Annotated in this window: 12 protein-coding genes; 9 read left to right on the top strand and 3 right to left on the bottom strand. The window is 73.0% G+C overall.

What is annotated here, in order from left to right; all coding sequences use genetic code 11:
- Window positions 1-63: 63 nt before the first annotated feature.
- Both ADK66_RS20625 and ADK66_RS20620 read left to right on the top strand, forming a co-directional pair.
- Window positions 64-507, top strand: coding sequence for a response regulator (locus ADK66_RS20625; protein WP_053657802.1), 444 nt, complete (start codon window positions 64-66; stop codon window positions 505-507).
- A gap of 153 nt (window positions 508-660) precedes the next feature.
- Entirely contained in the window at window positions 661-1,188 is a 528-nt protein-coding gene (locus ADK66_RS20620; RefSeq protein WP_053657801.1) for an ATPase, read from the top strand.
- A 19-nt stretch (window positions 1,189-1,207) separates the two neighbouring features.
- On the opposite strand, the gene ADK66_RS20615 is transcribed toward ADK66_RS20620, so the two are convergent.
- The 3 genes from ADK66_RS20615 to ADK66_RS20605 all read right to left on the bottom strand — a co-directional run bounded on the left by ADK66_RS20615 (window position 1,208) and on the right by ADK66_RS20605 (window position 3,778).
- Window positions 1,208-2,056 (bottom strand): hypothetical protein, encoded by an 849-nt coding sequence (locus tag ADK66_RS20615; RefSeq protein ID WP_053657799.1) that lies wholly within the window; start codon window positions 2,054-2,056, stop codon window positions 1,208-1,210.
- Between the two features lie 285 nt (window positions 2,057-2,341).
- Window positions 2,342-2,767, bottom strand: coding sequence for an OsmC family protein (locus tag ADK66_RS20610; RefSeq protein WP_053657797.1), 426 nt, complete (start codon window positions 2,765-2,767; stop codon window positions 2,342-2,344).
- A 69-nt stretch (window positions 2,768-2,836) separates the two neighbouring features.
- Window positions 2,837-3,778: a serine/threonine-protein kinase gene (locus ADK66_RS20605; protein WP_053657795.1), complete on the bottom strand. Its 942-nt coding sequence runs from the start codon at window positions 3,776-3,778 to the stop codon at window positions 2,837-2,839.
- A 178-nt stretch (window positions 3,779-3,956) separates the two neighbouring features.
- On the opposite strand from ADK66_RS20605, the gene ADK66_RS20600 reads away from it, so the two are divergent.
- The 7 genes from ADK66_RS20600 to ADK66_RS20570 all read left to right on the top strand — a co-directional run bounded on the left by ADK66_RS20600 (window position 3,957) and on the right by ADK66_RS20570 (window position 11,840).
- Window positions 3,957-4,187, top strand: coding sequence for a hypothetical protein (locus ADK66_RS20600; protein WP_053657792.1), 231 nt, complete (start codon window positions 3,957-3,959; stop codon window positions 4,185-4,187).
- 103 nt (window positions 4,188-4,290) lie between these two features.
- A complete protein-coding gene (locus tag ADK66_RS20595; protein WP_053657790.1) occupies window positions 4,291-5,037 on the top strand; it encodes a response regulator transcription factor in 747 nt (248 codons plus the stop codon).
- Entirely contained in the window at window positions 5,015-6,520 is a 1,506-nt protein-coding gene (locus tag ADK66_RS20590; protein WP_053657788.1) for a cell wall metabolism sensor histidine kinase WalK, read from the top strand. Before ADK66_RS20595 ends, ADK66_RS20590 begins: the two co-directional genes overlap by 23 nt.
- 45 nt (window positions 6,521-6,565) lie before the next feature.
- Window positions 6,566-8,851, top strand: a complete 2,286-nt coding sequence (locus ADK66_RS20585; protein WP_053657851.1) for a glycosyltransferase family 39 protein — start codon at window positions 6,566-6,568, stop codon at window positions 8,849-8,851.
- Window positions 8,848-10,074: a glycosyltransferase gene (locus ADK66_RS20580; RefSeq protein ID WP_053657786.1), complete on the top strand. Its 1,227-nt coding sequence runs from the start codon at window positions 8,848-8,850 to the stop codon at window positions 10,072-10,074. Before ADK66_RS20585 ends, ADK66_RS20580 begins: the two co-directional genes overlap by 4 nt.
- Window positions 10,075-10,246: 172 nt before the next feature.
- The gene (locus ADK66_RS31940; protein WP_192902051.1) at window positions 10,247-10,396 is read left to right on the top strand and encodes a hypothetical protein; all 150 of its coding nucleotides are present in this window, start codon (window positions 10,247-10,249) and stop codon (window positions 10,394-10,396) included.
- 16 nt (window positions 10,397-10,412) lie between these two features.
- Entirely contained in the window at window positions 10,413-11,840 is a 1,428-nt protein-coding gene (locus tag ADK66_RS20570; RefSeq protein WP_053657848.1) for a class I SAM-dependent methyltransferase, read from the top strand.
- Window positions 11,841-11,974: the final 134 nt, after the last annotated feature.

Genomic DNA, 11,974 nt, shown 5'->3' with positions numbered 1-11,974 from the left:
AGATTTCCCCGCCGGCACGATGAGCGTTTCGGTCCCGTTCCTCCCGACCCGAGGCAGGTAGTGATGGGCGACAGCCCGCAGCCGGTACGCATCCTGGTCGTCGACGACGACCCGGGTGACGTACTGATGATCGAGGAAGCGTTGGCCGACTCCGACGTTGACAAGGTCATCGACGTGGTCAGCGACGGCGAGGAGGCGATGGAGTTCCTCCGGGCCGAAGGCCGGCACAGCGGTGCCCGCAGGCCGGACGTCATCCTGCTGGACCTCAACATGCCCCGCATGGACGGGCGTCAGGTACTCGGCGCGGTCAAGCAGGACGAGGATCTGCGGACCATCCCGGTCGTGGTGCTGACCACCTCCAACGCCGACACCGACATCGTCGGGAGCTACACGTTGCAGGCCAACGCGTACGTCACCAAGCCCATCGACCTGGACGACTTCAACGATGTGGTGCGCCGCATCGACGAGTTCTTCGGCCGGGTCGTGGTGCTGCCCAAGCGCGTCTGACCCGTCCGGCACCGCCCCCGCCGTGTGATCGGCCGTCGCCGCACCGCACCGTCCCTCGCATGCTGAACAATTTCCCCGAACACCCTCGGTCGTTGTCCGCGAGACCGAGGATCCAGGTGGGGGAAAGTACCGACAGCTGCCTGGGGGGCGACGATGAGGTTCTCCGTGGGAAAGACCGGCTACGACCAGCGGCAGGTGGATTCCTGCCTGGACGAGCTGGGGATCCGGTTGTCCCGGCTCGCGGCGCGCGTGGAGGGCGCCGCCGGCGCGACCCGTGAGTGGGACGAGATCCGCCAGGAGGTGGCGTGGCTCAACGGCCTGCTCCAGCGGCTGGCCCTGGACGACGCCGAGACCACCCGTCGGGCCGGTGACGCGGTGCGCCAGGAGGCGGCGGAGATCCTGGCCCAGGCCCGCTTCGAGCTGGACGAGGCCCGTGAGGAGGCCCGGCGGGTCCGCGAACAGGCGTACGCGGATGCCGTGCAGGCCCGGCGCGACTTCGAGACGGCACTGTACGCGCGGCGCCGACGCGAGGCGCTCGTGGACGAGGTTCTGGCCGGGGTGACCGTCGAGCCGGTGCCCGCCGACACCCCGACGGCGGCGGCGGGTACGGGCGTACCGGCGAGCCGGGTGGCGGCCGGTGGGCGCGACGCGGAGCCACCGAGGGGCCGAACGACCCGTTGAGGCTCGTGTGCCGCGGGGCTCAGGCGGTGAGCGCCGCCGCCACGACGGTGGCGCGGTCCTCGTGCCGGGCGTACGCGTCGGGGTAGGCGGAGATCTGCACGGCCTGGGCGGCGCCGGTGACGCTCATGTCCTGCCAGCCCGGGATCTCGTTGAGCGCGGTGTAGAAGGCCCGGGCGGCGTACGACGGGCGCATCAGCTCGGCAACGGTGCCCCAGCCGCTGCTGGGCCGCTGCTGGAAGAGCCCGACCGAGTCGTGGTCGGAGCCGCTGCCCTGGTGCGGGTAACGCGTGGACTCCGGCAGCACGTCGCTTGCCAGGTTGTAGAGGTTGCTCTCCTGCATGGCCGTGGCCAGCGCCACCACGAGGGCGCGGCGGGGCATCTTCAGCTCCCGCCCGACGTCCACGATGATCTTCGCGTTGTCCATCTGCGCCTGGTCGAGCCCGGCGACCGGTCGGGGTCGGCGGGGCTTGACGGGCTTCTTGGGCGCCTTGCGGGTGGCGGTGGGGGTGGGTGTCGGTGACGCCGAGGGGGTGGGGAGGACCCGCGCCGGCGCGACGTCGCGGTCCAGCGACCGGGAGGCGCGTTCGTCGGCGATGGCGGCGCGGTCGTTAAGTGCCTCGGCCAGGGGCTGCACGGGTCCTGGGGTGTCCTCGGTGGCACGGACGGTGGCGACGGCGGCCAGGCCGAGGCAGCAGGTGACGCCGGTGGCCAGGGCGACCCGGACCGGGGTCGAGCTGAGCAGGGCGCGGCGGGGCGGCTCGGGGGCCCGGTGACGGCCGATCGTCCGTTCGGTTGAGGTGGCGTCGCTCGTACGGGTGGTCGAGCGCGCTTCGGTCAGCTTCTGGTCGGAGGGGTCGTCGGGGTGCACCCGCCGAGGCTAGAGAGTCGGCGGCCCGATGCGATCGGTCCGTACGGTGGCATGCGCCACAATTTGCCCCGATCGCGTGGGGCAGAGAGGGTGTCAAGCCATCAAAAGCGCCAACCGGGCGGATCGGGCGAGACGGTTATTCCCGATTCGACGGGATGAGCCGGGCAGCGCGCCGCGCCCGCGCCCCGGCGTCGGTCCACCTGTCATGGTCACCCGTTCGTCGGGGCCATCGGGTGACCGAACGGCGGGTGCCCACCGTTCGATCGACCGACAGCCCGTGCGACGTCAGTGCCTGCCGTTCTCCGCAGGTGTGACGGTCAGCCGGTGCCGGCTGTTGTCGCCGCTGGAGAACGGCCAGAGCCGGTCAGCGTACTCGACCAGGTCGGCCAGTTGCTTCCGGCTCAGGCCGGCTGACGAGATCGAGGCGTGCACGTCGGCCCGGTAGAGGCCGTCGTCGTCGCGCCCCAGCTTCGCCTCTGCCCGCACCTGGACCGTGTGCGCCTCGTCGGTGATCTCTCCGGCCGCCTCCACCGCCGCGTGGTGCAGGCAGGACGCGAAAGCGGCGGCCAGCAACTGCTCCGGCCGCAACCCGGTGCAGTGCGCCGCCAGTGGTGACGCCAGCGCGGTGGAGAGCCCACCATCGTCGGTGCGTACGTGACCGCCCTCGGCGGTCGCGGTGGCCTCCTGAAGCCAGGGACTCGGATCCGGCATCGCGTTCCTCCCGTCGCTCACCCGCCGGCTACCCGGCCCTGGGCTGGCGAAACGCCGCGCGACACGCTGTCAGTCGGCCCGCGCCGACCCGTCGACGAGCGACAGCGCCTCGGTGGCCTCGGTGGCGGCCCGCTCGGTCCACGGCGACGCCGGGGCTGGCCGGCGTGGCGTGGGCAGCCCCATCGGCACGTACACCCGGGCGTCGACGGCCTCGGCCAGCAGCAGCGCGGCGACAAGGCTCGTCGGACGCCGCGCCGGATCGTCGGCCAGCAACGACCGGCACAGCTCGCCCACCTCCGGCGGGAGCCCGTCGATCTCGGGCAGCGGCTCCGGTGGCCGGGACCGGCGCGCCCTCAACAGCTCCCATGCGGTGCTCGCCTGGTACGGCAGGTAACCGGTGAGGCAGTAGTAGAGCAGCACACCGAGGGCGTACATGTCGGCCGCCGGGGTGGCCGCCGCGCCGTCGAGCTGCTCGGGCGCCAGGTACGCCGGGGTGCCCAGCAGCATCCCGTCCGGCAACGGATCCGACGTGCCTGCCGGCGTGGCGATGCCGAAGTCGAGCACCTTCACCCCGGCCGGGGTGAGGACGACGTTCGCAGGCTTCACGTCGCGGTGAACGATGCCGCTGGCGTGCGCCGCGGCCAGGGCCGCCGCGACCTCCGCGCAGACGCGCACCGCGATGCTCCAATCCAGCGGGCCGGACCGCAGGTGAGCGGCGAGCGTCTCGCCCTCGGCCAACTCCATGACGATGTAGGGCAGCTGGCGACCGGGCAGCGTCGGCGAGGTGCCGAAGTCGTGCACGCTCGCCACGTTCGGATGCACCAGCCGGGCCGCGTTGCGGGCCTCGGTGCGGATCCGGTCGACGGTGTCGTGCTGGCCGTCCGGGCCGGGGGAGATCAGCTTCACCGCGACCGGCCGGTCCAGCACACGGTCGTGGGCTCGCCACACCTCGGACATCCCGCCCACCCCGATGCGCTGTTCGAGCCGGTACCGCCCGTCCAGCGTGCGCATCGACCGCTCCTCACCTTCGCCCCGCCCACCGCGGGAGCCTCCGGTTCGGTACCCGGGCTCCGAGCTGGGCAAACCGCAGGGTCGCCCGATCCCGCCCTGGGCGGCGGATGGGTGCGGTAGCTTGCGAGCCAGGGCTGGCCGCACCGAGCGTGCCGGCGTGGTCACGAGGGGCGTCGTGATGGGCGAGGTCACCGTACGCTTCGTCGGCGGTCCCGGGGACGGCCTGCTGCGGCAGTTGCCCGCCGGCCCGGACGGCGCTCCGCCCCAGCGGTGGATCATGCGGCACCCCGACGGCGCCGGCCCGACACAGCCCGGCCCCGACCACCTCTACGAGCGCGACCAGCCGGACGGCCTGGGCGGCTGGAGCATGCGGTACGTGCGTACCGACGCCTACGGGGTTTCCCAGTGACCCCGTGCTGGGGGTGACCGGTGGCGTCGGCGCACCCCCATCGCACAGCCGGCACACAGCAGGGGCAGAGGCACGGCACAGCCCGCGCGCCCACGATGGGGGCATGATCATGGATGGGCAGGGCGCGCCGACCCGTGTCGAGTTGCGCCGCCCCGACGGCGAACCCGTGCGGGTGCTGGTGGTCGACGACGAGGCGACGCTCACCGACCTGCTGTCGATGGCGTTGCGCTATGAGGGCTGGCAGGTGCGTACCGCCGGCAACGGCATGGCGGCGTTGAGCACGGCCCGGCAGTTCCAGCCCGACGCCGTGGTGCTCGACGTGATGCTCCCCGACCTGGACGGCTTCCAGGTGCTGCGCGGGCTGCGCGAGCACGCCCCGACAGTGCCGGTGCTGTTCCTGACCGCCCGGGACGCCGTCGAGGAGCGCATCGCCGGGCTGACAGTGGGCGGCGACGACTACGTGACCAAACCGTTCAGCCTGGAGGAGGTCATCGCCCGGCTGCGCGCGCTGCTGCGCCGCTCCGGCTTCGCGGTCGCCGCCCGGGAGGACGCCGTGCTGACCGTCGGCGACCTCAGCCTCGACGAGGACAGCCACGAGGTCCGTCGCGGCGGCCAGCTGATCACCCTCACCGCCACCGAGTTCGAGTTGCTGCGCTACCTCATGCGCAACCCCCGCCGGGTGCTCAGCAAGGCGCAGATCCTCGACCGCGTGTGGAACTACGACTTCGGTGGCCAGGCAAACGTGGTGGAGCTGTACATCTCGTACCTGCGCAAGAAGATCGACGCCGGCCGTACGCCGATGATCCACACGTTGCGCGGCGCGGGCTATGTCCTCAAACCCGCCGAGTGACAGCCGCCCGCCCCGGGCCGCCCGCCGCTGGCTGGCCGGCCGGCCGCTGCGTACCCGGCTGGTTCTCGCCCTGGTCCTGCTCTTCGCGGTGGTCAGCGTCGCCACCGGCGGGCTGACCACAATCGCGTTGCGGCACTTCCTGATCGAACGCCTCGACGACCAGTTGGCCCCCGCCACGGCCATGCGCGACGAGCGACCCGGCCGCCCGACCTTTCCGGGCCGCGGACCGGCCGTCCCGCCCGGTTCGCCCGCCGGCACTGTGGTCGCCGAGATCACCGACGGCCGCGTGACGAGCGCCTCGGCCCTCACCAACAGCCCGTCCAGCGAGCAGCCCTTCCCCGACGAGCAGGCCGTCGAGGTCGACCAGGTCGCCGTGCTTGCCGAACTGCCCGTCGGTGCCGCGCCACGCACCGTCGACCTGGGCGAGCGCGGCGACTACCGGGCCGTGGCCCGGCAGTTCCGCGACGGCAGGGTACGCGCTGTCGCCATCCCGCTGTCCGGCGTCCAGGAGACCGTCTGGTGGATGGTCGCCGCGCAGGCCGGAGTGGCCGTCGCCGGGCTGCTCGTCGCAGGTGCCGCCGGTGCCGTGATCGTGCGGGCCGCTCTGCGACCCCTGAACCGGGTGGCCGCCACCGCCACCCGGGTCACCGAGCTGCCGCTGGACCGGGGTGAGGTCGCGCTCGCTGTCCGGGTCCCGGCCGGCGACACCGACCCGCGCACCGAGGTCGGGCAGGTCGGCGCGGCGCTCAACCGGATGCTGGGCCACGTCGCCGACGCGCTCGCCGCACGTCAGGCCAGCGAGACCCGGGTACGCCAGTTCGTCGCCGACGCCAGCCACGAGCTGCGTACCCCCCTCGCGGCGATCCGGGGGTACGCCGAGGTGGCCCGACGCGGTCGCGACGAGGTACCACCCGACGTGGCGCACGCGCTGCGGCGCGTCGAGTCGGAGAGCACCCGCATGACGACCCTCGTCGACGACCTGCTGCTGCTGGCCCGGCTCGACACCGGCCGGCCGCTCGCGTCCGAACCGGTGGACCTGTCCGCCCTGGTGGTCGACGCGGTGAGCGACGCCCATGTGGCCGGTCCGGAGCACCACTGGCAGCTCGACCTGCCGGAGGTGGAGATCCAGGTCCCCGGCGACGCGGCACGCCTTCATCAGGTGGTGGCGAACCTGCTGGCCAACGCCCGCGTGCACACCCCGCCCGGCACGACAGTCACCACCACGCTGACCGTCGAAGGTGACAACGCCGTGCTCACCGTCGCCGACGACGGACCGGGCGTGCCTGCGGAGCTGCAACCGGAGATGTTCGAACGGTTCGCCCGTGGCGACAGCTCACGGTCCCGCGCGCACGGCAGCACCGGGCTCGGCCTGGCGATCGTGGCGGCGGTGGTGGAGGCCCACCACGGTTCGATGACGGTCGAGAGTCGACCCGGCCGGACCGTGTTCACCGTCCGTCTGCCGAATCCCACAGCTGGCGCATAGGCGGCGCACGGGGTCGGAACAGGGCAGCGGTCGAGGGTGGTGCTCATGGACCGAACCGACACCGTGCCGACCACACCCGCCGAGCCAGCGCCGACGGATCCACCGCCGGCGGCCACGCCCGCCGAGGAGCCCGCGCCACCGCGTACGGCCGGCTGGACCCGAGCCGCGCTGGTGGTCCTGCTCCTGGGCACCGGCCTGCTCTACATCTGGGGCCTGGGCGCCTCCGGTTGGGCCAACTCGTTCTACGCGGCGGCAGTGCAGGCCGGCTCGGTGAGTGGGAAGGCGTTCTTCTACGGCTCGTCGGATGCCGCCAACTCGATCACGGTGGACAAGACGCCGGCATCGCTGTGGTTGATGGCCCTGTCCGTACGGGTGTTCGGCTTGAACAGTTGGGCGACGCTCGTCCCGCAGGCGCTCTGCGGTGTCGCCTCCGTCGGCGTTCTCCACGCGACGGTGAAGCGCTGGTACGGGCCGGTCGCCGGCCTGATCGCCGGCGTGGTCCTGGCGCTCACCCCGGTGGCGACGCTGATGTTCCGGTTCAACAACCCCGACGCGCTGCTCGTCCTGCTACTGGTCGGCGGGGCGTACGCCACCGTCCGTGCTCTGGAGACGGCAAGCACCCGGTGGATCGTGCTGGCCGGCGCGCTCGTCGGCTTCGGCTTCCTCACAAAGATGCTCCAGGCGTTCCTGGTGGTGCCGGTCTTCGCCGGGGTGTACCTGCTGGCCGCGCCGACCGGCCTGTGGCGGCGGGTGCGTCAACTGCTGCTGGCCGGCGTCGCCGTGGTGGTGTCCGCCGGCTGGTGGGTGGCCATCGTCGAGCTGACCCCGGCAAGCGCCCGGCCGTACATCGGCGGGTCGCAGGGCAACAGCATCCTGGAGTTGACCCTCGGCTACAACGGCCTCGGCCGGCTCACCGGCGACGAGGTGGGCAGCGTCGGTGGCGGCGGCCGGATGGGCGGCGGTGGCCCGTTCTCGGGTCAGACCGGTCTGCTGCGGATGTTCGACGGCGAGATCGGCGGTCAGGTTTCCTGGCTGCTGCCGGCCGCGCTGATCCTGCTGGTCGCCGGGCTGCTGGTGGCCGGGCGGGCCGCGCGTACCGACCGCACCCGGGCCGGATTGCTGCTCTGGGGCGGGTGGCTACTGGTCACCGGTCTGATCTTCAGCTTCATGTCCGGGATCTTCCACGCGTACTACACGGTGGCGCTCGCCCCGGCCGTCGGCGCGCTTGTCGGCATCGGCAGCACGGTGCTCTGGCAGCAGCGCCGGCCGCTGCCCGCATCGTCCACCGGCGGGGAGCCCGCTGTCGGCCCGCTGCCGGGCGACAAACCGGCGGTCGGATCGATGTGGCAGCGGTGGCGTCCGCTGGCCGCCACGGCAACGCTCGCCGGCACGCTGGCGGTCACCGCCTGGTGGGCGTGGGTGCTGCTCGGGCGCAGTCCCGACTGGTACCCGTGGCTGCGCACCGCCGTACTCGTCGCCGGGCTGGCCGGCGCGGCCGGGATCCTGCTGGCCACCCGGCTGCCCCGGTGGCTGGTGCCGGTGGTCCTGGGTGTCGGCGCGGCGGCGGCTCTGGCGGGTCCGGCGGCGTACGCGCTCCAGACCGCCGCGACCCCGCACGGCGGCTCGATCCCGACTGCCGGCCCGTCCGTGGCGGGCGGCTTCGGCCGCGGCGGCTTCCCCGGCGGGCAACCCCCGGGCGGCATGCAGCGCCCCGACGGCGGCCAGATGCCCGGTGGCCAGCGCCCCGACGGCGGCCAGATGCCCGGCGGGCAGCGTCCCGAAGGCGGCCAGCGCCCGGAGGGCGGCCAGAACAACGGCCAGGCGCCGAGCTTTCCGGGCGGCGGTGCCCTCGGTGGCCAGGCGTCGGGTGGCCAGGCTCCCGGCTTTCCGGGCGGTGGGCGCGACGGCGGTCAGGTGCCCCCCGGCGGCGGGCAGGGTCCTACGGCCGGTGGCGGGATGGGCGGGCTGCTCAACGCCCGCGAGCCCAGCGCCGCCCTGCGCGAGCTGCTGGAGCGGGACAGCGCGTCGTACACCTGGGTGGCGGCCACCATCGGTTCCAACAACGCCTCCGGCTACCAGTTGGCCACCGGCGACCCGGTGATGGCGATCGGCGGGTTCAACGGCAGTGACCCGTCGCCGACGCTCGCGCAGTTCCAGCGGTACGTCGCCGACGGGAAGATCCACTACTTCCTGGGTGGTGGCGGCTTCCGGGCCAACGGCGGCAGTTCCGCGTCGCAGGAGATCGCCGCCTGGGTAGCGGAGAGCTTCACGGCGCAGACCGTCGACGGTGTCACCGTCTACGACCTGAGCACTCCCAAGGCGGCGTCGTGACAGCGCCCAGCGGCCACCGCGCCGCCATCCAGGCCCGGCCGGGCGCCGCCGCGGTGTTGGACGTGGTGATCCCGGTCTACAACGAGGAGGCCGACCTCGGGCCGTGCGTACGCAGGTTGCACGCACACCTGAGCGAGCACTTCCCGTACCCGTTCCAGATCACCATCGCCGACAACGCGAGCGTGGACGACACATTGAAGGTCGCCGACGGTCTCGCCGCTGAGCTGTCCGGCGTCGAGGTGCTGCACCTGGACGCCAAGGGGCGGGGCCGGGCGCTGTCCGCCGCCTGGACGGCGTCGTCGGCGCCGGTGCTCGCGTACATGGATGTGGACCTGTCGACCGACCTGGCGGCGCTCCTGCCGCTCGTCGCGCCGCTCATCTCCGGCCACTCCGACCTGGCGATCGGCACCCGGTTGGCGCGGACCTCCCGGGTGGTACGCGGCACCAAGCGGGAGATCATCTCGCGGGCGTACAACCTGCTGCTGCGCGGGGCGCTGTTCGCGCGGTTCTCCGATGCGCAGTGCGGGTTCAAGGCGATTCGCGCGGACGTTGCCGGTGAGCTGTTGCCCCTGGTGCGCGACACCGGGTGGTTCTTCGACACCGAGTTGCTGGTACTCGCCCAGCGGACCGGACTGCGCATCCACGAGGTGCCTGTGGACTGGGTCGACGACCCGGACAGCCGCGTCGACATCGTCGCCACCGCCCTGGCGGACCTGCGGGGGATGGGCCGGCTGGGTCGGGCGCTGCTGACCGGCGCGCTGCCGGTGGCAGAGCTGCGCGCGCAGCTCGGCCGGGCTCCGCTGACCGCACCGCCGGCACGGGTGCCGGTCGGGTTGCCCCGCCAGTTGGCGCGGTTCGCGGCCGTCGGGGTGGCAAGCACGCTGGCGTACCTGCTGCTCTTCGTGGCCACCCGGGGTGCGCTCGGCGCGCAGCCGGCGAACCTGCTGGCGTTGCTGGTGACGGCGGTGGCGAACACGGCCGCGAACCGGCGGCTGACGTTCGGCATCACCGGGCGTCGGCACGCCGGCCGCCACCACGCGCAGGGGTTGCTGGCGTTCGCGCTCGGCCTGGCGCTGACAAGCGGCGCGTTGGCGATGCTGCACGCGGCCGTCGCCGCACCTGCCCGGCCGGTGGAGCTGGCCGTGCTGGTGGCCGCGAACCTCGCCGCCACAGTGCTGCGCTTCGTACTGCTGCGCCTGGGCATGCACCACCGGCGGACCTGAACGCTTGGCTTCGCTCTGTTCCTGTGATGTTGCTGGCAGTAACCGGATGCGGCGGTACGGCAGCGATGATCGGCGTACGGTGGCAGACAAGTCCGGCCTTCTGGGTGAAAAAGCCTCACTGCTGCAGGCCCGGGACGCCGGTGTCGAGACGGGCGAGGGGAAGGAGCGGTCGGTGAACCATCTGGCCTACCTGGACGCGGGATCCGGCAGCCTGATCGTGCAGGCTGTCGTGGGCGGGGTGGCCGGCGTAGCGGTCGCCGCCAAGCTCTACTGGCGGCGGCTGGTCGACCGGTTCCGCCGGCAACCCACCGACCAGCGCTGAATCGGTCGTGGAGACCATGACGACCACACCCACCGGGGCACGCCCCGAGCCCGCCTCCTTCCGCGACCCCGCCAACCGAATCTTCCACGTCGGCGACGAGGTGCTGCGCGGCCTGGACGCGCAGGCCGCCGAACACTGGCGGACACTCGCGGCCAGCCCGTTCTTTCCCACCCTCGTGGCCGACGGCAAGGTCTGCGCCACCGAGGACGCCCCGCCAACCCTCGTGCCCGCCGCAGCCGGGAAACCGTGGGCGGCGGTGCTGCGCCACGAGCGGATCCCGTTCGTGTCCCACCCGTACGAGTGGTCGTTCGGCATGCTGCGCGACGCCGCGCTGCTGCACCTGGAGATCCTGCGCACCGCCCTCGCCGGCAGCTTCACCACAAAGGACGGCTCCGCGTACAACCTCCAGTGGCGTGGGGCCAAGCCGGTCTTCATCGACATCGGCTCCTTCGAGCCCGTCCGCGACGGCGAACCCTGGGCCGGCTACCGGCAGTTCTGCCAGACCGCGCTCTATCCGCTGCTGCTCACCGCCCATCTCGGCGTGGACTTCCAACCCTGGCTGCGCGCCCAGGTCGACGGCATCTCCGCCGACCAGATCCGCCCGCTGTTCGGCGGAACACGCCGGCTGCGCCGCGGCGTCCTCACCCACGTGCACCTGCACGGCGCCATGCAACAGCGCAACGCCGCCGCCAGCACCAGCGACGTCCGCGCCCAACTGCGGGCCGCCGGCTACAGCCGCGAACTGCAAACCGCCACCGTACGCGGCATCGAGAAGCTCGTCCGCAGGCTGGAGCACCGCCCGTCGGGCAGCCACTGGGCGGACTACCGGAGCACCTGCGGCTACTCCGCGCCAGACCGGGTCGCCAAGGAGCAGTTCGTGGTCGCCGCGGTGGCCGCCAACCGTCCACGCCTCGTGCTCGACCTGGGCGCCAACGACGGCCGGTACGCCCGACTGGCCGCCGGGCACGCCGACTACGTGGTCGCCGTGGAGCAGGACCCCGCAGTGGTCGACGAGCTGTACCGGGCGCTGCGGTCCGAGGGGCAACGCCGGATTCTGCCGCTGGTAGTGGACCTGGCCGACCCGTCGCCCGGCGGCGGCTGGCGGGGCGTCGAGCGCGCCGGTTTCGCCGAACGGGCCTCGGCGGGTGTCGTGCTCGCCCTGGCACTCGTGCACCACCTGGCGATCGGGCGCAACGTGCCGCTGCCCGAGGTCGTCGACTGGCTGGCCGGACTGACCGCCCCAGGGGGAACCGTTGTGGTCGAGTTCGTCCACCCGGAGGACCCGATGGCCCAGCGCCTGCTCGCCAACAAGCCCGACGGCCTGTTCCCCGACTACCGTCGGGACACCTTCGAACGGCTCCTGGAGGCCCGGGGACGCATCACCGAACGGCTGGAACTGCCCTCGGGCACCCGCACGCTCTACCGGACGGTGATGGGTGGCTGACCCGGCCGCCCCGACCCCACCGGCGCAGCCGCCTGCCCCGGACGCTGGGACGTCGCCCCCGGACGCTGGGACGTCGCCCCCGGACGCTGGGACGTCGCCCCCGGACGCTGGGACGTCGCCCCCGGACGCTGGGA

Origin of the sequence: Micromonospora sp. NRRL B-16802 (assembly GCF_001279555.1) — a bacterium.
In the GTDB taxonomy this organism is placed as follows: domain Bacteria; phylum Actinomycetota; class Actinomycetes; order Mycobacteriales; family Micromonosporaceae; genus Micromonospora; species Micromonospora profundi.
Note: the sequence above shows the minus strand (reverse complement) of the source record. Positions and strands in the feature narration are given on the sequence as shown.

What these genes read in the sequence shown, in the direction of transcription:
- ADK66_RS20625 (WP_053657802.1), top strand. Translation starts at nt 64, where the DNA reads ATGGGCGACAGCCCGCAGCCGGTACGCATCCTGGTCGTCGACGACGAC.
- ADK66_RS20620 (WP_053657801.1), top strand. Translation starts at nt 661, where the DNA reads ATGAGGTTCTCCGTGGGAAAGACCGGCTACGACCAGCGGCAGGTGGAT.
- ADK66_RS20610 (WP_053657797.1), bottom strand. Translation starts at nt 2,767, where the DNA reads ATGCCGGATCCGAGTCCCTGGCTTCAGGAGGCCACCGCGACCGCCGAG.
- ADK66_RS20605 (WP_053657795.1), bottom strand. Translation starts at nt 3,778, where the DNA reads ATGCGCACGCTGGACGGGCGGTACCGGCTCGAACAGCGCATCGGGGTG.
- ADK66_RS20600 (WP_053657792.1), top strand. Translation starts at nt 3,957, where the DNA reads ATGGGCGAGGTCACCGTACGCTTCGTCGGCGGTCCCGGGGACGGCCTG.
- ADK66_RS20595 (WP_053657790.1), top strand. Translation starts at nt 4,291, where the DNA reads ATGATCATGGATGGGCAGGGCGCGCCGACCCGTGTCGAGTTGCGCCGC.
- ADK66_RS20590 (WP_053657788.1), top strand. Translation starts at nt 5,015, where the DNA reads ATGTCCTCAAACCCGCCGAGTGACAGCCGCCCGCCCCGGGCCGCCCGC.
- ADK66_RS20585 (WP_053657851.1), top strand. Translation starts at nt 6,566, where the DNA reads ATGGACCGAACCGACACCGTGCCGACCACACCCGCCGAGCCAGCGCCG.
- ADK66_RS20570 (WP_053657848.1), top strand. Translation starts at nt 10,413, where the DNA reads ATGACGACCACACCCACCGGGGCACGCCCCGAGCCCGCCTCCTTCCGC.